Source organism: Aminobacter ciceronei, from assembly GCF_014138625.1.
In the GTDB taxonomy this organism is placed as follows: Bacteria; Pseudomonadota; Alphaproteobacteria; order Rhizobiales; family Rhizobiaceae; genus Aminobacter; species Aminobacter ciceronei.
The window spans coordinates 16,266-42,426 of the sequence record NZ_JACJHY010000003.1; the positions used below are offsets into that span (position 1 = coordinate 16,266).

27 protein-coding genes are annotated in these 26,161 nt (G+C 64.7%); 15 read left to right on the forward strand and 12 right to left on the reverse strand.

Translation table 11 applies throughout. From position 1 onward, the window contains the following. The first annotated feature begins 191 nt into the window (after positions 1-191). Positions 192-1,253 carry a GNAT family N-acetyltransferase gene (locus tag HNQ95_RS03940; protein WP_182573594.1) on the forward strand — a complete coding sequence of 354 codons (1,062 nt, stop codon included), beginning with the start codon at positions 192-194 and terminating at the stop codon, positions 1,251-1,253. A 152-nt stretch (positions 1,254-1,405) separates the two neighbouring features. Beyond that, complete coding sequence (locus HNQ95_RS03945) at positions 1,406-2,536, forward strand: glycoside hydrolase family 3 protein (RefSeq protein ID WP_067955053.1); 1,131 nt, start codon at positions 1,406-1,408, stop codon at positions 2,534-2,536. Positions 2,537-2,551: 15 nt separating this feature from the next. Here HNQ95_RS03945 and HNQ95_RS03950 read toward each other — a convergent pair whose 3' ends face one another. Then, positions 2,552-3,523, reverse strand: coding sequence for a bile acid:sodium symporter family protein (locus HNQ95_RS03950; protein ID WP_182573598.1), 972 nt, complete (start codon positions 3,521-3,523; stop codon positions 2,552-2,554). Positions 3,524-3,675: 152 nt separating this feature from the next. Here HNQ95_RS03950 and HNQ95_RS03955 point away from each other — a divergent pair, with 152 nt between their 5' ends. From HNQ95_RS03955 to HNQ95_RS03970, 4 genes are all read left to right on the forward strand, one after another. Continuing rightward, complete coding sequence (locus HNQ95_RS03955) at positions 3,676-4,572, forward strand: LysR substrate-binding domain-containing protein (RefSeq protein ID WP_067955049.1); 897 nt, start codon at positions 3,676-3,678, stop codon at positions 4,570-4,572. Between the two features lie 74 nt (positions 4,573-4,646). After that, positions 4,647-5,894 (forward strand): flavin-dependent oxidoreductase, encoded by a 1,248-nt coding sequence (locus tag HNQ95_RS03960; protein ID WP_154384518.1) that lies wholly within the window; start codon positions 4,647-4,649, stop codon positions 5,892-5,894. 603 nt (positions 5,895-6,497) lie between these two features. After that, positions 6,498-6,776 (forward strand): hypothetical protein, encoded by a 279-nt coding sequence (locus HNQ95_RS03965; protein WP_154384519.1) that lies wholly within the window; start codon positions 6,498-6,500, stop codon positions 6,774-6,776. Between the two features lie 223 nt (positions 6,777-6,999). Beyond that, the gene (locus HNQ95_RS03970; RefSeq protein WP_154384520.1) at positions 7,000-7,638 is read left to right on the forward strand and encodes a class I SAM-dependent methyltransferase; all 639 of its coding nucleotides are present in this window, start codon (positions 7,000-7,002) and stop codon (positions 7,636-7,638) included. Positions 7,639-7,660: 22 nt separating this feature from the next. On the opposite strand, the gene maiA is transcribed toward HNQ95_RS03970, so the two are convergent. After that, the gene (gene maiA / locus HNQ95_RS03975) at positions 7,661-8,302 is read right to left on the reverse strand and encodes a maleylacetoacetate isomerase (protein WP_154384521.1); all 642 of its coding nucleotides are present in this window, start codon (positions 8,300-8,302) and stop codon (positions 7,661-7,663) included. Positions 8,303-8,313: 11 nt separating this feature from the next. Beyond that, the gene (locus HNQ95_RS03980) at positions 8,314-8,682 is read right to left on the reverse strand and encodes a hypothetical protein (protein ID WP_182573593.1); all 369 of its coding nucleotides are present in this window, start codon (positions 8,680-8,682) and stop codon (positions 8,314-8,316) included. A 210-nt stretch (positions 8,683-8,892) separates the two neighbouring features. Between HNQ95_RS03980 and HNQ95_RS03985 the strand changes: the two genes are divergently transcribed. Then, entirely contained in the window at positions 8,893-9,444 is a 552-nt protein-coding gene (locus HNQ95_RS03985; protein WP_246787013.1) for a MarR family winged helix-turn-helix transcriptional regulator, read from the forward strand. A gap of 28 nt (positions 9,445-9,472) precedes the next feature. On the opposite strand, the gene HNQ95_RS03990 is transcribed toward HNQ95_RS03985, so the two are convergent. From HNQ95_RS03990 to HNQ95_RS04020, 7 genes are all read right to left on the reverse strand, one after another. Continuing rightward, positions 9,473-10,474, reverse strand: coding sequence for an ABC transporter ATP-binding protein (locus tag HNQ95_RS03990; RefSeq protein WP_067955038.1), 1,002 nt, complete (start codon positions 10,472-10,474; stop codon positions 9,473-9,475). Between the two features lie 13 nt (positions 10,475-10,487). Next, the gene (locus HNQ95_RS03995) at positions 10,488-11,516 is read right to left on the reverse strand and encodes an ABC transporter ATP-binding protein (RefSeq protein ID WP_154384522.1); all 1,029 of its coding nucleotides are present in this window, start codon (positions 11,514-11,516) and stop codon (positions 10,488-10,490) included. Beyond that, positions 11,513-12,538, reverse strand: a complete 1,026-nt coding sequence (locus HNQ95_RS04000; RefSeq protein WP_246340571.1) for an ABC transporter permease — start codon at positions 12,536-12,538, stop codon at positions 11,513-11,515. The genes HNQ95_RS03995 and HNQ95_RS04000 overlap by 4 nt, the downstream gene beginning before the upstream one ends. 1 nt (position 12,539) lies before the next feature. Next, on the reverse strand, positions 12,540-13,460 hold the full coding sequence (locus HNQ95_RS04005) for an ABC transporter permease (RefSeq protein WP_067955034.1): 921 nt from the start codon (positions 13,458-13,460) through the stop codon (positions 12,540-12,542). Between the two features lie 100 nt (positions 13,461-13,560). Further along, positions 13,561-15,045, reverse strand: coding sequence for an ABC transporter substrate-binding protein (locus HNQ95_RS04010; protein ID WP_067955032.1), 1,485 nt, complete (start codon positions 15,043-15,045; stop codon positions 13,561-13,563). A 663-nt stretch (positions 15,046-15,708) separates the two neighbouring features. Then, positions 15,709-17,079, reverse strand: coding sequence for an amidase (locus HNQ95_RS04015; protein WP_182573592.1), 1,371 nt, complete (start codon positions 17,077-17,079; stop codon positions 15,709-15,711). After that, on the reverse strand, positions 17,076-17,243 hold the full coding sequence (locus tag HNQ95_RS04020) for a hypothetical protein (protein ID WP_182573591.1): 168 nt from the start codon (positions 17,241-17,243) through the stop codon (positions 17,076-17,078). The genes HNQ95_RS04015 and HNQ95_RS04020 overlap by 4 nt, the downstream gene beginning before the upstream one ends. Positions 17,244-17,344: 101 nt before the next feature. Here HNQ95_RS04020 and HNQ95_RS04025 point away from each other — a divergent pair, with 101 nt between their 5' ends. Next, a complete protein-coding gene (locus HNQ95_RS04025; protein WP_182573590.1) occupies positions 17,345-18,604 on the forward strand; it encodes an NAD(P)/FAD-dependent oxidoreductase in 1,260 nt (419 codons plus the stop codon). Positions 18,605-18,720: 116 nt separating this feature from the next. Here HNQ95_RS04025 and HNQ95_RS04030 read toward each other — a convergent pair whose 3' ends face one another. Together HNQ95_RS04030 and HNQ95_RS04035 are read right to left on the reverse strand one after the other, a co-directional pair. After that, complete coding sequence (locus HNQ95_RS04030) at positions 18,721-19,485, reverse strand: SDR family NAD(P)-dependent oxidoreductase (RefSeq protein ID WP_154384524.1); 765 nt, start codon at positions 19,483-19,485, stop codon at positions 18,721-18,723. Between the two features lie 47 nt (positions 19,486-19,532). Continuing rightward, entirely contained in the window at positions 19,533-21,005 is a 1,473-nt protein-coding gene (locus tag HNQ95_RS04035) for a gamma-glutamyltransferase family protein (RefSeq protein ID WP_154384525.1), read from the reverse strand. Positions 21,006-21,175: 170 nt separating this feature from the next. Between HNQ95_RS04035 and HNQ95_RS04040 the strand changes: the two genes are divergently transcribed. The 7 genes from HNQ95_RS04040 (at position 21,176) to HNQ95_RS04070 (ending at position 26,158) form a co-directional block, all read left to right on the forward strand. Next, a complete protein-coding gene (locus HNQ95_RS04040; protein ID WP_154384526.1) occupies positions 21,176-21,934 on the forward strand; it encodes an iron-containing redox enzyme family protein in 759 nt (252 codons plus the stop codon). A 9-nt stretch (positions 21,935-21,943) separates the two neighbouring features. Next, the gene (locus tag HNQ95_RS04045) at positions 21,944-22,252 is read left to right on the forward strand and encodes a 2Fe-2S iron-sulfur cluster-binding protein (protein WP_067955019.1); all 309 of its coding nucleotides are present in this window, start codon (positions 21,944-21,946) and stop codon (positions 22,250-22,252) included. 105 nt (positions 22,253-22,357) lie between these two features. Beyond that, on the forward strand, positions 22,358-22,687 hold the full coding sequence (locus tag HNQ95_RS04050; RefSeq protein ID WP_246765368.1) for a ferredoxin: 330 nt from the start codon (positions 22,358-22,360) through the stop codon (positions 22,685-22,687). Between the two features lie 25 nt (positions 22,688-22,712). Further along, positions 22,713-23,006 (forward strand): 2Fe-2S iron-sulfur cluster-binding protein, encoded by a 294-nt coding sequence (locus HNQ95_RS04055; protein ID WP_067955016.1) that lies wholly within the window; start codon positions 22,713-22,715, stop codon positions 23,004-23,006. 74 nt (positions 23,007-23,080) lie between these two features. Then, positions 23,081-24,535: an aldehyde dehydrogenase family protein gene (locus HNQ95_RS04060; RefSeq protein ID WP_154384527.1), complete on the forward strand. Its 1,455-nt coding sequence runs from the start codon at positions 23,081-23,083 to the stop codon at positions 24,533-24,535. A 1-nt stretch (position 24,536) separates the two neighbouring features. Beyond that, a complete protein-coding gene (locus HNQ95_RS04065) occupies positions 24,537-25,241 on the forward strand; it encodes a sulfite exporter TauE/SafE family protein (RefSeq protein WP_246719226.1) in 705 nt (234 codons plus the stop codon). Then, a complete protein-coding gene (locus tag HNQ95_RS04070) occupies positions 25,238-26,158 on the forward strand; it encodes an ornithine cyclodeaminase family protein (protein WP_210252512.1) in 921 nt (306 codons plus the stop codon). Before HNQ95_RS04065 ends, HNQ95_RS04070 begins: the two co-directional genes overlap by 4 nt. Positions 26,159-26,161 lie beyond the last annotated feature (3 nt).

The following is a 26,161-nucleotide window of genomic DNA, read 5'->3' on the forward strand; positions in this document are numbered from 1 at the left end:
CTTGCCCCAAGAGTTTCCAGCGTGGCGGCGGCGAGCAGCCACGTTTCATTTCAAAACGACGGAGAGACAGATGACAGCGACCTTTTACGCGACAGAACGGGCAGGTGGCCGGGACAAGCCGGCCGCCGCCTTTGAAACCATCGATCTTTGTGCCCGCGCTGAGGCGCGTGGCCGACCAAGGACATATGCCTATGTACAAACTCGACCCGGCACGCTTTGCCGTCGCCGAACCTCTGCTTGATCGTCTTACTGCCACACACGCCAGCATCGAGGCGGTGGCCTCCGGCGTGCTTGACGGCGATATCTGGGTGGATGATCCAACCCGGCCCAGGGTGGCGCTGCTTTGCGAAGGTGGCGACGGCTACTATCTCGCCGGCGACGTCGACCACCAGCCGTCCTATGCGGCCTTGAAACGGACGATCCCGCATACCGCCTATCTGATCCCCGACCGCGTGGAATGGGGTGAGGTGCTGGCCGACATCTGGGACAATCCATATGCCCGGCTGCATCGCCGCAAGGCCTTTCGGCATATCCGCGGAATGGGGAACGTTGCACGGCAGTTGCCCGACGGCTTCGAGCTCGCGCTCGTCGACCAGACACTGCTCGACCGCGGTGTATCAATCGATATCGAGACGATCACCGACCACCTCGAAAGCTGGACCTCGCCCGACCTCTTCCTTCAGCACGCCATCGGCTATTGCGTCATCCATGACGGCACTGTTGTCAGCCATTGCATGGCCGACAGCGTGGTGGGCGACCGCTGCGAGCTCGGCGTCGGCACCGAGGAGGCCTATCGCGGACGCGGGTTCGGCGCGCTGGTGACCCGCCAGACCGTCGCCCGTTGCCTCGACCGCGGCATCCGGCGGATTGGCTGGCATTGTCATGCCTCGAACGCTGCCTCGATGCGGATCGCCGAAACAAACGGCCTTGTCGAGGCGACAACATATGTGGCGTTCAGCTCGACCTTTCCGGCCGAGAATGTCGGCGACCTGCCAGCAGAGGAGTGCCTGGACTGGGCTCGTCACTACGCGGCGGCCAGCGACGACATCTCCTGGTATGCCTTCCATGCCGCGGGTTCGTTCGCACTTGGCGGCGACCTCGATCGCGCCTTGGTCCATCTCGGGCGGCTGGTCGACGGCGACTGGGAGGGGCAGCCGGAATGGCTGGAGAGCTACTGGACCTTCACCGCGCTGCGCGGCCACCCCGAATTGCCTGACATCGTCGCCAGGCAGTCACGGAAGTTCGGGGACTAACATAAACTGACGTTGCCGGCACGCCGCCTCGCATCTTTTGCGGGGCGGCGGATTCGAAAGCGATTCCGAATCCTTCGCTCATGTTCTAAGGACTTTGTTTGCATCGGTCTGCCACATGATGGCAGCGGACAGCGGCGGAGTTTGGCACGGCAATGGATCTCTCATTCGATCTCGGGCGCGGTCCTGCGTCCTATGGACACCGATTTCTGATCGGCCTGCAGCCCGGCCATGTGCTCGGCGACAAGGACAAGCGGCTGCTGTCGTTGCTCAGGCCTGCCGGCGTCGTTCTGTTCCGCGCCAACTTCCTGCCCGACGCGCCTTATGAGGACTGGCTCGACAATCACAGCAGGCTGCTGTCGGACGTGCGCGAATACATCGAACGTGACGAGGTGATCGTCTCGATCGACCATGAGGGCGGCGGCGTGCTGCGTCCGCCGGCGCCGATCACCGCCTTTGCCTATGCGCGTGAGTGGCCGAAGCAGGCCGCCGACGTCGGCAAGGCGATGGGCGTCGAATTGCGCTCGCTCGGCTTCAACGTCAATTTCGCGCCCGTCGTCGACGTCAATTCCAACCCGGCCAATCCCGTCATCGGCCAGCGCTCGTTCGGCACGACGCCTGACGATGTGGTGCCGGCTGCCAGGGCGTTTCTCGATGCGATGCAGGCCGAAGGCGTCCTCGGTTGCCCCAAGCATTTCCCCGGCCATGGCGATACGGCGGTGGATTCGCACTATTCGCTGCCGGTCATCGACGTCGACCCCAGGACGTTCCGCAGCCGCGAGCTCGAGGCGTTCCGTCATTTCAACGATGCGCGGACGCGCATGATCATGACCGCACACATCGTCATCTCGCAGATCGACCCAGGCGTTCCTGCGACGATGTCGAAGGTGATCCTGCAGGATACCCTGCGCAAGGAACTGGGCTATGAGGGCGTCGTCGTCAGCGACGATCTCGGCATGAAGGCGATCTCCGACCGGCTCGACAAGCCCGAAACCACGATCCGCATCATCAATGCCGGCTGTGACCTTTTGTGCATGTGCGCCTACTGGGCCGACACCGAGATCATCACGCGCATGATCGACTACATGGCGGCCGGCCTGAAGGCCGGCGAGATCAAGGAGCGCGCGCTCGAACAGTCGTTCACCCGCGTTGCCGGCCTGCTAAAGGACCTGCCCAGCCACAAGGTCGAGCGCCTCGGTGAGGAGACTTTCGAGCAGCACGCCTCGGTCGCCCCGCTGCGCGCCCGCTCGCTGCCGGCCAACCACGGCGGCGCCACCAAGATCTAGGTCTTTCCGGCGCGGCTATTGCGCCGCGCCTTGGGCTTCCGCTGCCGTCGCGTGTTCGGCGGCGGTGCGCTCGGCATAACGCCTGGCCATCCAGGCGCAGACCATCAGCTGCAGCTGGTGATAGAGCATCAAGGGCAAGACGATCGCGCCGATCTCCTGGCCGGCGAAGATGACGTTGGCCATCGGTACGCCCGAGGCCAGGCTCTTGTGCGAGCCGCAGAAGGCGACGGTGATTTCGTCCTGCCTGGAAAAGCCGAGGAAGCGGCTGGCGAAGATGGTGACTGCCAGCACCGTCGACAGCAGGAAGGCGGCGATCAGCAGCAGCACCACCAGCGACTGCAGCGGCAACTGCTGCCACAGGCCTGCGACCATCGCCTTGGAGAAGGCGAGATAGATCACCATCAGGATCGAGCCGCGGTCGACGACAGTCACCAGCCATTTGTGCCGGCCGAGCCAGCCGGCAAGCCAGGGCTGGACGAGCTGGCCGGCGATGAAGGGCGCCAGAAGCTGCAGCATGATGCCTTCGATCGCCGACAGCGACACGCCGCCACCGCTGGTCTTGGCGAACAGCAGCCCGACCAGAAGCGGCGTCAGGAACATGCCGATGATGTTTGAGGCCGAGGCCGAGCACACGGCGGCCGGCACGTTGCCGCCGGCAAGGGCGGTGAAGGCGATGGACGACTGCACGGTCGACGGCAGCACGCACAAAAACAGTACGCCCGCATAGAGCGCTGCCGGCAGCACCGTCGGCACCAGCAGGCCGAGCCCAAGCCCGATGATCGGGAACAGCACGAAGGTGGTCGAGAACACCAGAAGGTGCAGTCGCCAATGTGTCATGCCGGCAATCACCGTCGCCCGCGACAGCCGCGCGCCGTGGAGGAAGAACAGCAGTGCGATGGCGATGTTGGTCGCGGTGCCGAAATGGCCGGCGAAGCTGCCCTGTGCCGGCAGAAGCGATGCCAGCACGATGCAGGCGATCATCAGCATGATGAAGGTGTCGGGGCGAAAACGTGCGAACAAGGCGTGTGATCCCTTGGCAATGAGCTAATTTTGTATACAGTATGCCAAATGCCGGCGGTATTGTGAATGGCGCATACAGGAATGATGCTCATTTCGTTTCGTGAACACAGGGAGGGATCATGTTCGATCCGATACTCCTCCAGACCTTCGTAGCGGTTGCCGGCTCGCGCAGCTTCACCGGGGCGGCGGTGCATCTGCGCCTCGGCCAGTCGACGGTTAGCCAGCACATCCGGCGGCTCGAAGTCAGCGTCGGCCGGCGGCTTCTCGTCCGCGACACCCATTCGGTGATGCTGACGCCGGACGGCGAGGCGATGCTCGGTTTCGCCCGCTCGATCCTCGACGCCAACGAACGTGCCCGCAGCTATCTGCAGGGGGCCAGGCTCAGCGGCCGCATCCGCTTTGGTGCCTCCGAGGATTTCGTCACCACCCGCCTGGCCGACGTGCTGCACAAGTTCACCGAGCGCCACCCGTCGGTCGAGCTCGAGCTGACGGTGGCGCTGTCGAGCACGCTGTTCGACTTGCTCGACGAAGGTGCGCTCGACCTCGTCATCGCCAAACGCCGCGTCGGGCTCAACCAGCAGCGCGAGGCGCGCAGCGGTGTTGCCGTGCGCACAGAGCGGCTGGTCTGGGCGGCGCGCGACCCATCGGTCGTCGAAGCCGGCAAGCCCTTGCCGCTGATCCTGTTCTCGCGTCCCGGCATCACCCGCGTCGCGGCGATCGAGGCGCTCGACCGCAAGGGCATCCCCTGGCGCATCGTCTGCACCAGCGGCAGCCTGAGCGGCTTGCAGGCAGCGGCGCGCGCCGGGCTCGGCATCATGGTTCAGCCGCGCAGCATGGTGTCGTCGGGGCTGATGGTGCTGCCGACCAGCCCGCAACTGCCGCAGCTCGAGGAGGTCGAGTTCATCCTGACCAGCGCCGCCAACGAGCCGACGGGCGTCGCCGCAGCACTTGCGAAGGAAATCCTCGACCGCAACGCCCGCCAGGAATTCGAGCTGCCGTTCCGCGAGGCGGTCTAGGCCCGGCACCCGGCGGGTCGCACCTTTCGAGCAAAAAAATAGTCAGTATACTGCTTAAATTGATCGGAGACCATATGGACGTGATGATCATCGGCGCAGGCATCGGCGGGCTGACATTGGCCCTGATGCTGCACAAGGCGGGCATTGCCTTCCGCGTCTACGAAAGCGCGCAGGAGATCAGGCCGATCGGCGTCGGCATCTCGATCCTGCCGCATGCCAGCCGCGAGTTGACCGAGCTCGGCCTGCAGCCAGCACTCGCCGAGGTGGCGGTCACGGCGCGAGAATCCTGCTTCTTCAACCGTTTCGGCCAGCTGATCTACAAGGAACCGGTCGGTACATTTGCCGGCTATGATTACCCGCAGTTCCAGATCCATCGCGGCGACCTGCAGCAGATCCTCTACGCAGCACTCGTCGAGAGGGCCGGCCCGGATTGCGTCGTTACCGGCTGGAAATGCATCGATGTCGAACAGACGGCGGATGCGGCGATCGCCCGTTTCGTCGACGGCCGCACCGGCGAAGACCGGCCCGTCCAGACCGGTGCCGCAATCGTCGGCTGCGACGGCATCCACTCCGTCGTGCGCCGCAAGCTTGTGCCCGACGATGGCGGCCCGATCTATTCCGGCGTCAACATGTGGCGCGGCACGACCTGGTGGAGGCCCTATCTCGGCGGCGCGAGCTACGTCCGCGCCGGCTGGCTGACGCATGGCAAGATGGTCATCTACCCGATCCGCAACAAGCTCGACGCTGACGGTCGCCAGCTGATCAACTGGGTCGCCGAGATCGAGACGCCTGATTATCACCAGCAGGACTGGAACCGCCGCGGCCGGCTCGACGACTTCATCCATGCCTTCGCCGACTGGAGCTTCGATTTCCTCGATGTGCCCGGCCTGATCCGAGGTGCCGAGGCGATCCTCGAATATCCGATGGTCGACAAGGATCCGCTCGCCCGATGGAGCTTTGGCCGGCTGACGCTGCTCGGCGATGCCGCCCACCCGATGTATCCGCGCGGCTCCAACGGTGCCGGCCAGGCGATCCTTGATGCGCGTGCGCTTGCCGACTGCTTTGCATCGGGGGGCGATGTCGCGGCTGTGCTCAAGGCGTATGAGGACAAGCGGCTGCAGGCGACCGCGGCCGTCGTGCGCACCAACCGCTCCACTCCGCCCGATGTCATCCTCAAGGAGGTCCATGAGCGCACCGGGGACCGCCCTTTCGCCCGGCTCGACGACGTCATCACCCAGGACGAACTGGCAGCGCTGTCGAACAGCTACAAGAAGGTCGCCGGCTACGACAAGGCAACGGTAGCCGAGCGGCGAAGGGCGTGAGGGGTGGGCGCGCTCAGGCCAGATAGCCGACTATTCTGGTCCTGCCGTCACGCAGCTCGATCGAACATCTGCCGATCGGGCCGAGCAGGTCCGTGAGGTCGGCATCGAATTCCATCCATACAATGGACCGAAGTTCGACCGGCCCGAATTCGATGGTGTCGATGTAAGGCCAAGGGCAGGCTTAGTCCAGGTGGAAAGCGCATCTGTCGGACATTGGCGGCATCGATGAATTGAACCGTCATGCATCTTACATCCTTGCGCGTGGCGCGCACTGCGGCAATCAGTTTCCGCCACTTGGTGTCTGACATGAAGGCGCGCGAGAAGGTGGCTCTTGCCAAACGGCCGGCGGCACCCGGGTCGAGGATCTCCGGTCGTTTCATGGCCCGCTGCATGACCCCAAGATTTGACCCGTTGCAACAGGCCGAGACTTGCGGTTGTTGAGTGGAGCGGTTGAACCGGGAGCGATGCAGGCCTTGTCACGCATCTTTCATGGCTGATCGAGAACAAGGCAGTTTTGCCGAAGCGCCAGGGCGTGGGCCTATTGGCGCCAATATTGGTAAATTGCTTTGCCGCCTTATCATCTCGTGACGTAGGGTGTTCTTCATGAACCGTGGCATCTCGGCAGCTTTGACGCTTGCACTACCGCTGTGCGCATTTCCCGGCCACTCGGCGGCGGCTGAACGCCCCTCAAGCAACGATTTGCTGCGACAAGGATACCAGCCCGTTGCCGCAGGCCGGCTGACGATGAAGCGGATTTTTGTCGTCGTGCCACGGTGGACGGGCTTCACAACTCTGGATGATCAGATCGTATCGATGGCGGGAGAAGGCAAGGTTCCCGGAGGGAGCTTGAAGCCATATTGGGCCGCCATGGTGCTTTCCTGAGGGTGGCGCGGGGCACGGAAGAATATGTCTGTGTTCTCTACAAGACAGATACGTGCCGCCGCGTAAGAAGTGGAGATAGATAAAGGTGCGCGCGCGTTGCGCATCTGCTTCTCGCAATGTTGCTGCAAGACTCTCCGATTATTCATCACTGCGACATGCCATTTCGATTGGATCGTGGTTTCGACATTGTACCGGTTCGTATGACTGTGAAGGAGCATCCTTGATGAGCATTGCGAGCGACGCCCGCTTCTGGGACCGGTCTTCACGCAGATATGCCAAGGCGGCGGTGGCCGACCAAAGCGGCTACGCCCGCACGCTGGACCGGACGCGCGGGCTGCTGCGGGCCGGCGACCAGGTGCTGGAACTGGGATGCGGCACCGGGTCGACGGCGATGCTGCTGGCCGGTGACGTAAAATCCTATCTCGGGACGGATTTCTCGCCAGCGATGATCGAGATTGCCGAGGAAAAGCGCTTGGTTTGCCCGATCAGGGGTCTTGACTTCCTGACCGCTACAGCCGAGGCGCACCAGCTCGGGTCCGGGCAATTCGAGATAGTTCTCGGTTTCAACTACCTGCATCTGGTGCGCGACCTGCCCGGCACCTTGCGGCGCATCCACACGCTGCTGGCCAGCGACGGTCTGTTCGTCTCCAAGACGCCGTGCCTCGGCGACATGAACCCGCTGATCCGGCTGGCGCTGTTGCCAGTCATGCGCGCGACAGGACTTGCGCCGCATGCCGGTGCCTTCAGTACAGAAGAACTGGTCCGGATGATTTCTGCCGCGGGCTTCGAGGTCGTCGCGACCGAAAACCACGCGACAAAGGGCAACGACAACAGGCCCTATATCGTCGCGCGCAAGCGCTGACCGGGACGGCCGCGCCGACAGTTCAAAACGCGTCCGGCTGAAGGCTTGGATGTGCCTCGGCGAAAGCGGGCAGAGCGGCAGCGGCGCCCGCGATCTCGACCGACAGCGGGAATGCGGAAAGGTCGCAGTCGAAGCGGCGGGCATTGGCCACCTGCGGCACCAGGCAGATGTCGGCGATGGTGATCGTGTCGCCAAGGCAATAGCGGCCATGCCGGCAGCCGGCGCGAAGTGTCGCCTCGAACGACCTGAAGCCTTCCTCGATCCAGTGCCGGTACCATTCGTTGGTGTCGTCGTCGGACAGCTGCCAGCGCGCCTTCAGGTACTTCAGCACGCGCACATTGTTGAGCGGGTGGATGTCGCAGCCGATGATCTGGGCGAGGCCCCTGACATAAGCGCGCCCGGCGGGGTCAGTGGGCAGCAGCGGCGGCTCGGGGTGGGTTTCGTCGAGATATTCGAGCACGGCGAGGCTTTGCGCGAAGACCTGGCCGTCGTCCACAAGCGCCGGCACCAGGCCCTGCGGGTTGAGAGCCATATAGTCGGCGGTGCGGTGATCCATCCTGGGCAGGCTGATGAAGCGGGGCTCCCAGTCGAGCCCCTTGAGCGCGAGCGCGATGCGCAGCCGATACGAGGTCGACGATCTGAAGAAGGTGTAGAGCGTGCGCATCGCCCCGGCAGTCAGTGCGACGCAGCGTTGAGGATCTCGTCGGGCGTCGACGAGACGACCTCGACATATTTCGGCACGAATTTGCGGCCCTCGATCAGGCTGACAAAGGCCGGCTTGAGCTCTTCCGCCAGCACCTTGCGGATCTTGGCGTGCTCGACGATGTCGGACCACTCGGCGATGAGGAAGAAGCGCTGCGGATCCTCGGTGTCGCGGCACAACACGCCGTCCTTCACCTGGGCCCAGGACTTGTGCATCGGATTGCCGTCCGAATAGTCGAACTCCTCGAACAGTTGGACGAATTCGTCTTCGCGTCCGACTTCCACGCGGAAGTCGTAGATGTGAAGGAAGTTGCCTTTCGTGGCCAGCGGTTCCTGCGCCATGCTGCTCTCCTTTTCCGGTGTTCCCAATAATCATCAGTATACTTCCTTTTATTGCGTGCGCAAGGCGCAACGCCTTGCCAGGCAAAGGTTCCAGAGCGGCGGGCGTCCCGCGCTTGCCGTTTCGAGGGCCGGAAGTATGCGGTGGTACCGCTCTTTCCCGCCGGTCCGGCAAGGGATAGAGATGGGCAGTGACAGGCAAGGGGAATGAGCGTGGCCAAGTCGGTTAGGACGGACGGGACGCAGAACAAAAAAGCAACGGCCGCCGCGCCTAATCCCGAACTGCAGCAGCTCATCGAGCGGCTGCCGCTGTGGAAGCGGCCGGGCTATCTCATCCGCCGGCTGCACCAGGTCCACTACGCCCTGTTCTTTGAGGAGTGCGAGGGTTTCGGCATTACGCCGGTGCAATACGGGCTGCTGACCATCCTTTCGGGCAATCCCGATTCCGACCAGATCTCACTTGCCCAGGCGCTCGGCATCGACCGCACCAACGTCGCCGACGTGCTGTCGCGGCTGGCCCAGCGCGGGCTGGTCGAGCGCACCCGCAGCACCGAGGACAAGCGCATGGTACTGGCGCGCCTTACCGGCGAGGGCGAGAAGCTGGTCGCGGCCATGCATCCGGCGATGAGCCGCGCCCAGGACAGGCTGCTCGACACGCTCGGCGACAAGGAACGCGATGCGTTCCTGGCAACGTTGATCAGGCTGCTCGAGGCCAACAACAAATACGGCCGGGCGGCGCTCGCCACCGGCAAGTTCGGCGAATGACCGAAGGCCGTCAGGCCGATAGCGGGGGCTATCTGTTCCAGCAGGCGACGAGATGGCCGGCGGAACGCTCCGACAATTTCGGCGCTTCCTTGTGGCACTGCTCCGTCGCCAGCGGGCAGCGTGTCGAGAAGCGGCAGCCGGCCGGCGGGTTGACCAGGTCGGGGATCTCGCCGCCATAGACGATACGCTTGCGCTGGCGCTGGGTACGCGGGTCGGGCACCGGCACCGCCGACAGCAGCGCCTCGGTATAGGGGTGGATCGGATGGTCGTAGAGATCGTCGCGATCGGCGATCTCGACCATGCGCCCGGCATAGAGGATCGCCACGCGATGCGAGATGTGGCGCACCACCGAGAGGTCGTGGGCGATGAACAGGTAGCTCAGCCCCAACTCACGCTGCAGGTCCTGCATCAGGTTCACCACCTGCGCCCGCACCGAGACGTCGAGCGCCGACACCGGCTCGTCGGCGACGATGAACTCGGGCTGCAACGCCAGCGCCCGGGCAATGCCGATACGCTGACGCTGCCCCCCGGAAAAGGCGTGCGGAAAACGGTCATGCGCGTCCGCCGGCAGACCGACGATGCGCAGCAATTCGGTGATGCGGTCGCGGGCTTCGTCGACATGGCGGATCAGTCCGTGCACCAGGAGCGGCTCGGCGACGAGGTCGATCACCCGCATCCGCGGGTTGAGGCTGGCATAAGGATCCTGGAACACCAGCTGCATGTTGCGGCGGAGCTTGCGCAGCGCCTCGCCCTTGGTGTGGGTGATGTCCTTGCCCTGGAAGACGATCTTGCCCGCCGAGGCCGTGATGCGCCGCAGCACGGCGCGGCCCGTCGTGGTCTTGCCGGAGCCGGATTCGCCGACAAGTCCGAGTGTCTCGCCCGGGTGGAGGTCGAAGGAGATATCTTCCAGCGCCTTGAACGCCTTGGGTCGCCCCCAGAAGCCCTGAGCACCTGTTTCATAGGTGACGTCGAGGCCCTGCACGCTGAGCAGTGGCGGTGCTGGCGGCTGGGCTGGCACGGGGTTGAGCATCGAAAAATTCCTGTCAGGGGAAGGTGGGCGACATCAGCGGCGTTGCCCAGGCCGGTACCGACGGCCGCCAGCAGGCGGCCTCGGCGTCCGGGCGGATATGTTCGAGCTTGGGCGCCTTGCGGCAGGCCTCGCCCGACAGCGGACAGCGCTGCTGGAACGAGCAACCCTCCGGCGGCGTCACCAGGTTCGGGGGCGTGCCCTCGATCGAAACCAGGCGGTCGGACACCTCGTCGAGCCGCGGAGTCGAGCGCAACAGCCCTTGCGTGTAGGGATGCGCCGGACGCTCGAACACGTCCTCGGCCAGTCCGGTCTCGATGATCTGCCCGGCATACATCACCGCCACGCGATGGCAGAGCCCGGCGACGACACCGAGGTCGTGGGTGATCAGCACCACCGACAGGCCGAGCGATTGCTGCAACTCGGCGAGCAGTTCGAGGATCTGCGCCTGGATCGTGACGTCGAGCGCCGTCGTCGGCTCGTCGGCGATCAACAGCTCAGGCTCGCAGGCAATCGCCATGGCGATCATGACGCGCTGGCGCATGCCGCCTGAAAACTCGTGCGGATACTGATCGAGCCGACGCCCGGGGGCGCTGATGCCGACCGCGGCAAGCAGCTCTTCGGCGCGGTTGCGGGCCTGGGCGCGCGTCATGCCGAGATGCCGCTCCAGCACCTCACCGATCTGGGTACCGATCTTGAGCACCGGGTTGAGCGAGGTCATCGGGTCCTGGAAGACCATCGCCACTTCCTTGCCCCTGATGTCGCGGGCGTAACGCTCGCCATCGGAGCCGAGCAGCGAACGGCCTTTCCATCTGATGTCGCCCGAAGCGATGCGGCCGGGCAGGTCGATCAACCCCATCACAGCTTGCGCGGTGACACTCTTGCCCGAGCCGGATTCACCGACAACGCCGAGTGTCTCGCCGCGGCCGATCGACAGGGTCACGCCGCGCAGGCCCTGGACCAGCCCGCGCCTGGTGTCGAACTCGACCTTCAGCTTTTCGACCTCGAGGAGCGGCGTGCCTGTGCTGTTGGCGCTGACACTCATGAGCGGCCTCCTTGGCTTTTGGCTTCCGAGCTTTGGGCTTGCGGGCTGCGGCGGGCCCGCCGGGCGGCCAGCTTGGCGCGCTGGTAGGCGAAGCGCTTCTCGCGCTCCTGCGGGTCGGTGGTGACGCGCACCCAACTGGCGAACAGATTGACCGCAAGCACCGTGGTGGCGATCGACAGGCCGGGGAAGGTGATCAGCCACCAGGCGACGAAGATGTAGTCGCGGCCATTGGCGACATCGAGGCCCCAGCTCGTCGCCGGCGGCTGCACGCCGAGGCCGAGGAAGGACAGAGCCGCTTCCGCCAGCACGATGTTGGTGAATTCGAGGATGCCGAGCGTCAGAAGCGGCGAGGTCAGGTTCGGCAGGATGTGGCGGAAGATGACGCGCGAGGTCTTGCAGCCGATCATTTCGGCTGCCTCGACATAGGGTGTCTGCCGGACCGACAGCACGATGCCGCGGACGACGCGGGCATAGACCATCCAGTTGGTGACGACGAGCACGATGATCATGGTCGCCATGCTCGGGCCGATGACCGAGATGACCAGCAGGATCAGCAGCAGGCCGGGGAATGCCACCTGCACGTCGACGATGCGCATGATGATCGAGTCGGTGCGGCCGCCTCTGAAGCCGGCCCACAGGCCGAGCACGACGCCGAAGCTGCCGGCGAACAGCACCACAAGCACCCCGACCAGCAGCGAGGCGCGGGCGCCGTAGATGACGCGCGAAAGCACGTCGCGGCCGAGATGGTCGGTGCCGAGGATGTGTTCCCAACTGCCCTTTGGCAGCCAGGCCGGCGGCTTGAGACGCGAGATCACCGATTGGGCGGCCGGATCGTAGGGCGCCAGCAGTGGCGCGAGGATCGCCATCAGCAAAAGGGCGACGATGACGGCAAAGCCGAGCGTGCCGAGCTTGTCCTGCCAGAGCTCACGGCCGAACTCGTCGAGCCTGCTCAGCAGAGTCGGACGTTGCGCGGCGTTGCGGGCGGTTGCCACCGGCGTCGTCACAGGCATGGGGATAGCCATCTCAAGCCAACCTTATCCGTGGGTCGATGAGTTTGTAGATGACATCGAGGCCGACATTGATGACCACGATCAGAACGGCGACGGTGAAGACGATGGCCTGGAGCAGGAACAGGTCGCTCTTCTGGATCGCCTGCATTGCCGTCAGCCCGAGGCCGGGCCAGGCAAACACCGTCTCGACAACGACAGTGTAGCCGGCCAGTGCGCTGATCAACTCCCAGCCGGCCAGCGTCACGAATGGAACCAGCGTGTTGCGCATCGCATGCACCATCACCACGCGCTTGAAATGCAGGCCCTTGGCGCGGGCGGTGCGGACATATTGCTGGTTCAGCTCGTCGATCATCGACGAGCGCACCAGCATCACCAGCCGGGCCAGCGAGGGCAGGGCCAGCGTGATTGCCGGCAGAATGTAGTAGCGCGCACCGCCCATGCCCGATGTCGGCAGCCAGCCGAGGGTGACGGCGAAGAACACGATCATCAGCAGGCCGAACCAGAATTGCGGTAGGGACAGGCCGAACAGGCCGACGAAGACAGTAGTCCGGTCGACCCAGCCACCGGGCCGGAGCGCGGCGATGGCGCCGAGCGGCAGCGACAACAGGATCGCCAGGCCGAGGCCGGCGCCGATCAGCTTCAGCGTGTTGGGCAGGCGTTCGAGCACCACGTCGAGGGCCGGCCGGCGCTGCCAAAGGCTGTCGCCGAAATCGAGGCGGGCCATGTCGCTGACGAAATCGACGAATTGCGTGGCGATAGGCCGGTCGAGGCCGATCTGCTGGGCAAAGGCCGCGCGCTGGGCGTCGGTCGCCGACAGCGGCAGCATCACCTTTACCGGATCGCCGACCATGCGTGTGGCGATGAAAACGATCACGGTCACGCCGATGACGACAAGCAGACCTTGTCCAATCCGGCGGAGCAGAAAACCACCCATAGTCCTCTCCATTTGCCGGAACCGGCTCGGCCCTCGTCGAGCCGGCCCCGTATCTGTTGCGGTTCGCTTGTTGTGTTGTTCGAAGCCGCAATCGTTCCGGTTACTCCGTGATCTTCATCTCCTTGACCAGGAGCTTGGAGTCGACGCGAGGCTGCCATTCCAGGCGCTTGGAGAAGCCGTAGATGTCCTGCTGATTGAGCAGCGGGACGAGATAGGACAGATCGTACGCCTTCTTGGTGATGGCGTCATACATGGCCTGGCGCTTCTCGATGTCGGTCTCGGTCCTGGCGGCGCTGATCTGGTCCGACATTTCCTGGTCGCTGTTGGACGCGGAACTCGCCTTGCTTTGTAGCACGGCGGTCATTTCACGGTCGACGTCGAGCAGCTCGTTGGAGTTCGACAGGAAGATCGCATCCGGCCGTGTGTTCTTGTCGAACAACTGGTTCAGGTACTCGCCGAAGTCCTCGATCTTGATGTCGACGTTGAGGCCCGCGTCCTTCCAGTAGGCGCCGACGGCCTCGATCAGTTCGCGGTCCTTGAGCCAGCGCCCGGCCTCGCCGACGAGCTTGATGGTCTTGCCTTCGGCGCCTGCTTCCTTGATCAGCGCCCTGGCCTTGTCCACGTCGAAGACATAGTCGGGCAGCGACTTGTTGTACCCGAAGGCCTTGGGGTTGACGACCTGGCCCTTGGCCGGTGTGGCGTAGCCGCCGAACAGGCTCTCGGCCAGCGCCTTGCGGTCGACCGAAATGTTCATCGCTTCGCGGACACGCGGATCCTTGGTCACCTCGTTGTCGGTCGAGACGATCATCAGGCTGGTTTCGAGGCCGCTGACGGCCGCGAATTTCGGCGCCTGCTGGGCGAACTCCGGCAGAAGGTTGGTGATGACATCGAGCTCGCCCGCCATCAGGCCGGAAAGGCGCGTGCCGGATTCGCCTACGAAGCGATATGTCACCTTGTCGATCGACGCGGCATCGCCCCAATAGTCGGCGTTCTTCTCCAGCACGATGTCCTGGCCGCGGTTCCAACTGGTGAACTTATATGGGCCGGTGCCAACCGGCGCCTCGGCGAACTTGGCGTCCGCCGCATAGGTCGCCGGGATCATCTTCATCCAGTACATGCGCGAGGGCAGGATCGGATCCGGACCGGAGGTGATGATGCGCACTGTCAGGTCGTCCACCTTCTCGGCGCCGGTGATGGTGCCGAAATAGGCGGCTTGCTCCGACTTCAGCGCCGGATCGATGACGCGTTTGACGCTGTTGACGACGGCATCCGCGTTGAACGCCTCGCCATTGTGGAACTTGATGTTGGGCCTGAGCTTGAACTCCCAGGTCTTGGCGTCGACCGGCGTCGGCGCCGCGGCCGCAAGGCCGGCGATGAGCTCGCCGTCCGGCGTGCGCGCCATCAGCGTCTCATAGACATTGTCGTTGATCGCGCGCTCGCCGCCGTCGTCGCGCACCTGCGGGTCGAGCGTCGAAGGCTCCGAACCGATCGCGATGGTGATGTCGGCGGCCAGCGCCGACAGCGGGGAAAGTGCCATGATTGCCGCCACGGCGGCGCTGCTTGTCAGTCTCGTCAGTACGTTCATTGGTCCACCCATTCGCCAAAGACAACAAAATCGACCTGATGCGCGCAGTCTTGTGCTGCGCTGATAGTGTGGGCCGCCACATCCCTCGGCCAGAAGAGTGGATTGTATGCAATCGACTGTCAAGCGATTGTTGATCAACTTTGCTGACGATACCGGGTCGAGTTTCTGAAATTCGCCAAACGGCGCCATAAATTATTGAAAATGCACAAAATTTAGAACGTGATTGCTGAAATTTCGTTCACGAATATCACGCAAGAAATCGGTCCAGTGGTTCTTTTTGGCAATTTCTTGCATATAGTATACCAAAAATGACGATGGTAAGAAGGACGACGGCGTTCCTCCGCCTTTCCCGGCGGTCACGACTGCGGAAAATACATCGCGACGACAGCCACGGCTGCGCTGGTGTTGGGCGACAAGAGTGCAAATTGCGCCAGCCTGTTGGTGCAGCGGGAGACGTTATCCTGTTTGGCTGATCTCCACCGCGGCATGAGATTGCTGGGCAATACTCGTTTCGAACAAGGAACTGCTTGTACGTTCTGTTATCGCGTTTCTCGCTGGCAGCGATGTTGAACTGTTGCCCGCCTGCAGTGTTACGCGGGCAGCAGGCGGGCGCCACTGTTGCGGTGGTTCAAGGAGTGGGCCGCCAGATCGGCGGGGCTGGCGTCAGCTGAAATAGCGCGGTGGCAGCCTGACCAGATCGCCGTCGAGGCGCTCGAACATGGCGGCGATGTCGAAGATGCGGTTTTCGGTCCCGCTTGACCCGACGATCTGCAACCCCAGAGGCATGCCACTGCCGGCCTTGCCGAAAGGGAAGGCCAGCGCCGGGTGGCCGGTCAGGTTGGCCAGGATGTTGGGGATAGGCTCCTCGAGGAAGTAGAACTTGTCGACTGTCTTGAGCGGTCCCGCCGGTGCGAGTGCGCCAGGCAAAAGCATGGCGTCGACAGTGGCGAGGCTGGCGTCGACCCGTCTGCGCAGCACGTCGCGCAGCTTCCGTGCCGCGACGACGTCGGCGGCGGCAAGACTTTCACCAACCAGCGCGCGACCGCGAAACATTTCGCCAAAGGCGGAGAAATTGCCGCGCACCTCGGCGCCGTAATGTGCCGCGATCTCGGCCATCATCACCACAGCGCCCGGCGCATGGAAGGTTTCGAGCGGCGGCAGGTCGAGTTCGACGATCTCGCCGCCGTTGGCAGCGAAAAGCTCGAGCGCGTTGCGCATTGCCGTTACCACTTCGGGCCGCAGGCTGGCGCCCAGCCCCCAGGCGTCAGGTGATACACCGAGGCGCATGCCGGTAAATGACGGCGCGTCGCCGGCAGGCATCGGCCCGATTTCGTGCGCCGCCATCGCGGCATAGAGCCTGCGGCAGTCGTCGACACGCGCGGCGATCGGCCCGCAATGGTCCATAGAATGGGCCAGCGCATCGATGCCGTCCACGGGAACGACGCCGAAGCCCGGCTTGAAGCCGACCATGCCGCACATCGTCGCCGGCAGGCGGATCGAACCGGCGGTATCGGTCGCCACCGATCCCAGGCACAGCCCACCGGCGACAGTGACGCCCGACCCGCTCGACGAGCCGCCCGGAAACATCTCAGGGTTCCAGGGATTGCGCGCCGGCGGAAACGGCAGGTCGAAGGACGGTCCGCCGAAGGCCAGTTCATGGCAATTGGCCTTGCCGATGATGATCGCCCCGGCATCGCTGAGCCGGCGCACGACAGGCGCATCCTGCGTCGGCCTGCGGCCGAGCCGCGAATGCGAGGCGCCGGTGTTGGGCATGCCGGCAACCGCGACTATGTCCTTGACCGAGATCGGCACGCCCGCAAGCGGGCCGACAGTCTCGCCGGCCGCGAGGCGCGCGTCGAGACGCCGTGCCTGCGAAAGTGCTGCCTCGTCGGCGACATGGACGTAACCCGAAAGCTCGCCATCAAAACGCGCGATGCGGTCGAGGAAATAGCCCGTCACCTCGACGGCGGCGATCTCGCGGCGGGCCACTGTGATGGCAAGTTCCGCAATGGAAAGCTGTTCCAGCCTGCTCATTGTTTGTCCTCTCGCTCCTGCGTGCGGGCCAGCTCTTTGACGCGCCTGGCCAGCCTGTCGAGCACTGCTATGCCGCGCGCGAAATCGGCGGCTTCCGCAGCACTTGCCTCGGGCGGCAGCGCGATCTCTTGGGAGGCGGGAGCAGGTGGGGTCACGTCGCGCATGTTTCGTCCGGTGCTGAGAGATAGGAATTGATCAGTATACGTCTGTTATGCATTGTTGGAATCGGCCGGTATCGAACCAACCGGGGCATCGGGTGGGCAGCGTGAAGCAGAATGAAAAGCCGTTCGACGTGGTGGTTGTCGGCGGCGGCATCGTCGGGCTGTCGGTGGCGCTCGAAGCGCAGTCGCGCGGTCTCGCGGTCGCCGTCATCGATCCTGACATTGCCGAGGCCCGGGCATCCTTCGGCAATGCCGGCGTGCTCAGCCGTGGCTCGATCTTCCCGATGGCCGCACCCGGCATCCGCGCGCGCTTGCCGCGTTATGCGCTTGGCCGCGACATCGCCGTGCGCGCCCGCCTGCGCTCGCTGCCGCATCTCGCACCCTGGCTGGTGCGCTTCCTGCTTGCCGCCGAGGAGGGCGCATGGCGCCGCACAGCGGCGGCACTCAACCCGATGGTCGCCGAGGCGTTCGACCGCCATGTCGCGCTGGCCGATCTCGTCGGCGGCCGCCATCTGATCAAGCGCAATGGTTGGCTCCGCCTCTATCGTAGCGCCGAGGCATTCGCCGGCAGCGTCCTGGAGCAGGCGGTCCTGAAAGAGAGCGGCGTCCGAATCGACTGCCTCGGCGAGGATGAGATCCGCCAGCTCGAGCCGCATCTCGCCCGCCGTTTCAGCAATGGCATCTTCTTTCCCGACACCGGTTCCGTCGAAAGCCCCGGCGAACTTGTCGAGCTCTACCGGCACGCGGCAGAAGGTCGGGGCGCGGTCCTTGTCGCCGGCAAGGCGGAAGCCATCCTCGAAACCGGCGAGACCATGGCGGTCATGGTCGCTGGCCGGAGGATCGAAGGTCGCCATGTCGTGCTCGCCGCCGGTGCCCGTTCGGCCGAGCTTGCTCGCACCCTTGGCTATCGTTTTCCGCTTGCGGCCGAGCGCGGCTACCATCGCCATTTTGCCCTTGCCGAGGGCGTTGAGCTGCGCCGCCCGGTCTATGATGCTGCCGGTGGCTACGTGCTGTCGCCGATGAACGGCAACGTGCGCCTGCTCACCGGTGTCGAGTTGGCGCGGCAGGACGATCCGCCAGAGCATGCCCAGATCGACGGTGTCGAACCCGATGCGCGAAAGACGCTTTCCTTCACCACGCCGGTCGACGGCAAAACCTGGCTCGGCAGCCGGCCGTCGACGCCGGACGGGCTGCCGGTCATCGGCCGCGCCGCCCGCCATCCCAGGCTGATCTTCGCCTTTGGCCACGGCCATATCGGCTTCGCCAACGGCCCGATGACAGGTGCCGTCGTCGCCAGCCTGCTCCACGACGAGCAGCCACCGGTGCCGGTTGCCGCCTTCGCGCCTTCGCGTTTCGGCGGCTAAAGCGTTTCCGCTCTTCCTCGAAATGCGGAAGCGCTGCACCTTCTTGTTCTTGCGCAATTCCGGACGGAAAACCGCGGCACACTTTTTCTGGAATTGCGCTAGGCGGCGGGGCGCGGTCACGGCAGCGTCAACCCGCCGTCGACATGCAGCGACTGGCCGGTGATCTGCCTGGCGTCGCGCGACAGCAGGAACAGGATCGCCGCCGCGACGTCGGCCGGTTCGGTCAGCCGGCCGGTAGGCGTCACGTCGATCGCCTTTTCCAGTGCCGAGGTCGTCGCCGCGAAATGGCCGGTCGGATCCTTGCGGGTGAAGCCCGGCACGACGCAATTGACCGTCACGCCCTTCGGCGCAAGTTGCACGGCCATCGATTTAGCCAGCGCCTCGAGCGCGCCCTTGGCGGCAGACGTCGCCGGAAAATGGATCTCGGCGGTGCCGAAGATGTGAGCGACAAAAGAGCTGACCACCACCACGCGCCCGCAGGCCGAGGCGACGAGGTCGGCCATCGCTGCATTGACGAGACGGAGCAATGCAGTCGGCATCGTCTCGAACGCATGGGCCAGATCGTCTGGCCCGACCTCGCCGAGCGTCGAGCGCGTCGCCTGGGCGGCGTTGGAAACGATCTGGTCGACGCGGCCGAAGCGGGCGCGGGCGGCAGCAATCATTGCCGCCGGCACAACGGGATCGGCGAGATCGCCGAGCACGATCTCGGTCGCAGCCCCCGATGCCCGGCAGGTCTCGGCGACGCTCTCCAGCCCCTCGGCATTCTTGCGTGTGTGCAGCACCAGGCCAATGCCAGGGGTTGCAAGCCGGCGGGCGGTTTCGGCGCCAATGCCGCTGCCGGCACCGGTGATGAGCACGATGCGATCGAATGATGTGGTCAAATCCTTGTCCCCAAAGCTATTGAGAGTGACGTTTGCAGGTGCTCGGCTCAGGCGCCTAGTGCCACGCCGTCCTTGCGCTTGTCCGAGCCGCCGAGCAGGCCGCCGTCTTCGTCGCGCACAACGAATTGCGCACCGCCGAAATCGCTGCGGCCGGCCAGTTCGCCGGCACCTTCCGGATCGCTGTAGCCTGCGTCGCGCAGCGTCCTGACGATCGCATCCGGCGTGCCCGGTTCGATCGCCAGTGCCATATCGCCCTCCAACCGCCAGCGCGGGGCATCGATGGCTGGCTGCAGCTTCTCACCCCAGGCGGCCAGACGGACCATCATCTGGACGTGGCCTTGCGGCTGCATGGCGCCACCGACGACACCGAAGCCGGCATGGAAGCGGCCGTCCTTCAACGTCGCCGCCGGGATTACCGTGTGGTAGGGCCGCTTCGACGGCCCCGGCCCGTTGATGTGGCCCGGTTCGGAAAAGCCTAAGCCCCGATTCTGCAGCACGAAGCCGCAGCCGGGCACGGCGATGCCGGAGCCGAAACGCTTGAAGATGCTGCTCATCAGCGTCACCGCCAGGCCATCCTTGTCGACGACAACTGTGCAGACCGTGTTGCCCGATGGATCGGCGACGATTTTCTTGGCCTTGGCCATGGCGCGGCCGACTGCTTCGACCATGGCACGCGTGGTCGTCGGATCATCCCGGTCGAGCGGCAAGGCATCGAGTTCCTCCAGCGCGTCGAGCACGGCCATGCCGTGGGTGTTGGGCGGGCATTCGAGCACTGTCAGGTCACGGAACTTTCGTTCGAGCGGCAGCACGAAATCGCCGCGATGGTTGGCGAAATCCTCAGCCGTCAGCAGCCCGCCCCTGGTCTGGTTCGCTGCCGCTGCTTGGCGGGCCGGGGTACCGAGATAGAAGGCATCCGGCCCATCGGCGGCGATTGCCCGCAACATTGCCGCCAGCTCGGGATTGGCGAACCGTTCGCCTTCGCGCGGCGTGCTGCCGGCGCTGTAGAGTTTTCCTGCAACCGGGTCGAGCTTGATCACCGGCTCGAACACTGCCCATTCGCGCGCGGTGATCGGCAGGACGGCAAAACCGTCGGCGGCGAGCGCGATGGCTGGAGCGATCAATTGGGCAAAGGGCAGGCGGCCAAAGCGGGCATGCAGGTCGAACCATCCGCGCACCGCGCCGGGCACGGTGACCGACAGTCCGTGTCGTTCGGGGATGCGCCGGTTCGGCAGGTTTTCCAACGCCTCGACCGACAATGCGGCCGGCGAGCGGCCGGTGCCATTGTAGCTGGTGGCATGGCCGTCTGGTTCAACCAGCATCGCCAGAAGGTCGCCACCGATGCCTGTCGCCATTGGCTCGACGACGCCGAGGATTGCATCCGCGGCGATGGCCGCGTCGACCGCGGTGCCGCCTGCGGCCAGCATGTCCTGGGCGGCGCGGGCGGCGAGCGGGTGCCCGGTCGCCACCATCGCGGTTTCGCTGCGAACGCCTGCGTTGCCGTGTGTCTCGGATCTGTCCATCGCTGTCGTTCCAATCCTGGTTCAGGCCTTCGATCATCGCCCTTGCAACATACTGTATGCGTCATGTCGCCGTGATCACCTGCACGACAGTAGAATGCGACTTGCGCCGATGTCAATTTGGTATACAGTATTCTAAATCGAGTTTGACATATCGAAGACAGGGGAACCGCATGACCAAGCCGATGAACCCGGACGAATTTCGCACCGCGCTGGAAAACGCCATCAAGGGCAAGAGCGCCAACAAGTCGCCATTCAGCCTCGCCTGGGCCAGCGGCAAGCTGAGCCGCGACCATCTCTCGCGCTGGGCCGAGAACCACTATCATTATGTCGGGCCGTTCGCGGATTACCTCGGCTACATCTATTCCCGCATGCCTGAGCAATATGTCGAGGCCAAGGATTTCCTGCTCGCCAACATGTATGAGGAAGAGATCGGCGGCGACCGCCACACCGACCTGCTGATCCGTTTCGGCGAAGCATGCGGCACATCCAGAGAGCGCATGACCGACCCGGAGAACATGTCGCCGACGACACGCGGCCTGCAGAGTTGGTGTTATGCGGTGGCGATGCGTGAGGATCCGATCGTTGCCGTTGCCGGACTGGTGGTCGGCCTCGAATCCCAGGTGCCGTCGATCTATCGCAAGCAGACGCCGACGCTGCGCGACAGTTACGGCTTCAGCGACGAGGAGGTCGAGTTCTTCGACCTGCACATCGTGTCCGACGAAATCCATGGTGAGCGTGGCTACCAGATCGTTCTTGAGCATGCGCGTACGGTCGAGATGCAGGAACGCTGCCTCAAGATCTGCGAGGTCGGCGCCCAGATGCGCCTGCTCTACACCACGGCCCTCTACAACGACTATGTTGCCGAGGATGTGAAGCTCGGCCGCGTTGCGCCGATGGAACCCGAACTCGCCGGCATCGGCGGGGTTTGAGGCACGCACATGCCGACAGTCGTGATCCATAGCAAGGGTGAGGCCTTCTCAGGCGAGGTCAAGGAGGACACCAACCTCGTCGTCCGCGCCGGCATCAAGCAGTTTCCCTATCCGCACCTCGCTTACAAATGCGGCATGGGAAAATGCGGCACCTGCGCCAGCCGCATCCTCGCCGGCGCCGAGCACCTGCCCCCGCCCAACTGGAAGGAGAAGAAGCAGCTCGGCGACAAGATCGACGAGGGTTTTCGGCTCGTCTGCCAGCTGTGGATCAAGAACGACATCGAACTCCGCCAGGAGAAGGTGACGGAGCAAGCCTAGCTGCGGTTTTCCGTCCGGAATTGCGCAAGACAAAGTGAGTTCGCCACGCCGGAGGGGCGCGGCACTTCCCGAACAGTTTGCCGGCAACGCTTCGGTGGTGTCGGCGTGACCAGCAATCAGCATGAGGTGGACGATATGTATGTGGTTCTGACGACCAAGCCGGGCGAGTTCCGGACCGAAATGAGCCCCGGCGTGCAGCCGGTCGAAACCTACGACTACATCTTCTACGGCCGCAAGCGCGCCAGCTTCACCATCGCCAAGCTGACCGACCAGGACCAGACGCGCATCCGCATCGTCGAGGACGAGCCGCCGCAGATCGAGAACAACGTGCCGTGCAAGCTGTTCGAGAAATTTTCGTCCGTCGAGGACGCCCGCCACGAGCTCAAGACGCTCACCACCTACGGCAGCATGGACATCCAGCTCAAGCTGGTCTGACCGGCCAACAGCATCGAACGCGCCGATGATCAACATCACCTTCATCACCAACGACAACAAGCAGGTGTCCGCGCCCGAAAACAGCAATCTGCTGCGCGTGTCGCTGCGCGAGAAGGGGGGCATCCCCTTCAAATGCGGCGGCGGGCTGTGCGGCACCTGCAAGTGCCGGATCGAGACCGGCATCGAGAACACCGATGCCGTCAAGCCCAAGGAACGCAACCACCTGACTTCAGACGATCTTGCCGCCGGTTTCCGCATGGCCTGCCAGACCTTCGTGCTCGGCGATGTCGCCGTCTCCTGGGTGCCAAAAGGACGCTGAGCAGGGTGCGCCGAGGCGCATTCTCGAAGCAGAACGACCGCCGAAGCAAACGACTCCCCGAAAGCAAACGACCAATGACAGAGCGACACCTGAACTACATCGCCGGCGAGTGGCAGCCAGCTTTTGGCGGCACCACCTTCGAGGACCGCAATCCCGCCGACGAGCGCGACCTCATCGGCCTGTTCCCGGATTCTGACGCTGCCGATGTCACTGCCGCCATCTCAGGCGTCTCGGCCGCCTGGCCGGCCTGGGCGGCGCAGTCGCCAGAGGTTCGCGCCGACGTTTTGTTCCGCGCCGCCGACATCATGGCCCGACGCGCCGACGAGATCGCCACCGAGCTGACCCGCGAGGAAGGCAAGACGCTGACCGAGGCACGCAACGAGGCCCGGCGCATCGCCGCCAACTTCCGCCTCTATGCCGGCGAGGCGCTGCGGCTCAATGGCGAGACTTACCCGAGCGACAGCGCACAACTGGTGCTGTCGCTGCGCCAGCCGGTCGGCGTGGTCGCAGTCATCACGCCGTGGAACTTCCCGCTGTCGATGGCCGCCCGCAAGCTCGGCCCGGCACTCGCCGCCGGCAATGGCGTCGTGTTCAAGCCGTCCGAAATCACGCCGCTGATGGGCCAGCGCCTCGTCGAGGTGCTGCTTGAGGCCGGCCTGCCACCAAAGCTCGTGGCGCTCGTCCAGGGCAAGGGCGCGAAGGTCGGTCAGGCGATCACCGCAAGCGCCGGTGTCGACGCGCTGACCTTCACCGGCTCCTATGCGGTCGGCAAGCAGATCGCGGCGTCGCTCTCCACCGACACCCGCGTCCAGCTTGAAATGGGCGGCAAGAACGCGACCGTCGTGCTGGTCGACGCCGGCATCGACAAGGCCGTCGCCACCATCGAGCGCGGCGCCTTCGGGCTCACCGGCCAGGCCTGCACCGGCACCAGCCGCGTGCTCGTCGCCCGCCCGCTTTATGCCGAACTGGTGGCGCGGCTCGAAAAATCGGCCTCCGCCATCAAGGTCGGCCCGGGCATGGCAGAAGGCGTGCAGATGGGGCCGCTTGCCACCCGCGTGCAATACGACAAGGTACTGGCCTATGTCGGCATCGCCCGCGAAGAGGGCGGCCGGGTCGTTGGCGGCGATGCGCTGCGTGAGGCCGACTCGAACCTGGCGCATGGCTATTTCGTCCGGCCCGCCGTCGTCTCCGACCTGCCGGAGACCAGCCGTCTGTGGCGTGAGGAGATTTTTGGGCCGGTCGTCGCGGTGCGCCCGATCGACAGCCTCGACGAGGCGATCAAGCTGGCCGACGACACCGAATACGGCCTCGCCGTGTCGCTGGTGACGGGTGATCTGCCGTCGGTGCTGCGCTTCGCCCGCGAGACCCAGCACGGCATCGTCAAGGTCAACAGCCCGACAACCGGTGTGTCACTCAACGCGCCTTTCGGCGGCCTCAAGCATTCGAGCAATCAGGCGGCCAAGGAGCAGGGCGGGGCCAACGTCATGGACTTCTACAGCCGCATCAAGAGCATCTATCTTGGGGCCTGACATGCTCCAGTCCCTGACTGAGCTGATGCCTGGCGACTTCGTGCCGGGCCATCTCGTCGGCATGGGCGCCATGGTCTCGGCGCCGCTCGCGGTGCTGTTCTTTCCCGAGATGGCGCCCGGGCCGCTGCTGGTGTTGGGCGCCGGCCTGGCACTGCTCGGCCTGCTCCGCGATTTCGATGCCGTCGACTGGCCGAGCGTGACGACGTTGATGGCCGGACGTGCCGGCGGCACGCTGCTTGCCGGCGCCACGCTCGCCGCCCTGCCGACCAATGCATTCTCGATCGTCTTTGCGCTGTTGATCCTCGCCGGTGTTGGCCTCAGCTTCGCCGGCTGGAAGGTCAGGGCGTCTCACCCCAACATGGCGATCGCCGGCCTCGCCTCCGGCCTGATGGGCACGATTACCTCGTCCGGTGCGCCGCCCTTTGCCATAGTCATGCAATATGTGCCGCCGCGCCAGATGCGGGCGACCATCAGCTGCGTCTTCTTCGCCGGCGCCATCCTGTCGCTATTGATGTTGGCATATGTCGACCGTTTCACCCTGCCGCAGCTCTGGCTTGGCATCCTGCTGTTCCCGCTGATGCTTGGTGGCTTCTTCGTCTCCGGCCGGTTCCACCGCTATTTTTCGCCGCGTGGCGTGCGTTTACTGCTGCTCACCATGTCCGGCCTCGGCGCGCTCGGCATCCTCGCGAGGACGGTCGTCCCATGAGCCTGCCCCACATATCAGACGAGCTGGTCGAGGCTGCCGTCTCCGCCGCCGAGGCGCGCGAGGTGCTGGCCGATGCCTTTCTGCGTTTCGGCCGCGAGGAGGCGGCGATGCAGGCGCGCATCCGCAGCGATGCCGGCGGCGTCAAGCTGTCGACCCTGGGCGCGGTCATCCCCGGACAGGAGGTGGTCGGCGCCAAGGTCTACACCACCATCAAAGGCCAGTTTTCCTTCATCATCCTGCTGTTCTCCTCGGTCGACGGCCGCGCGCTCGCCACCTTCGATGCCGGCGCCATCACCAAGCTCCGGACCGCCGGCTGCTCGGTCATATCGGCCCAGCACCTCGCCAGGCCGGAGGCCTCGACGCTCTCCGTCTTCGGCTCCGGTCCGCTCGGACGGGCCCATGCGGTGCAGATGGCCGAGGCCTTCCCGCTCCGGCGCGTGCTGCTTGTCAGCCGCTCGTCCGATCCTGCATCGGCGGTAGAACTTGAAGCCGCCTGCGGCATCCCCACGCGACTGGCCACGGCCGAACAGGCGGCCGCGGAAGCCGACATCCTGGTCACCGCCTCGCGTTCGCCATCCGCGCTGTTTTCGGGCGACCTGCTCAAATCAGGCTGTTTCATCGCCGCCGTCGGCTCGAGCCTGCCCAACACCCGCGAGCTCGACGACCGGGCGATGGCCCGTGCTTCGCTCGTCGCCGTCGAATGGCGCGAACAGAGCCAACGCGAGGCAGGCGATCTCGTGCTCGCGGATCCCACGGCGCTCGTTTCGGACAAGATCGTCGAGCTCGGCGAAATCCTCGCCGGCAAGGCACGCGGCCGCACCAGCGAGGACGAAATCACTATCTACAAGTCAGTCGGCGTCGGCCTGCAGGACATAGCCCTTGCGGGACTGGTTTACCGACGGATCGTCGGCGGGTAATTG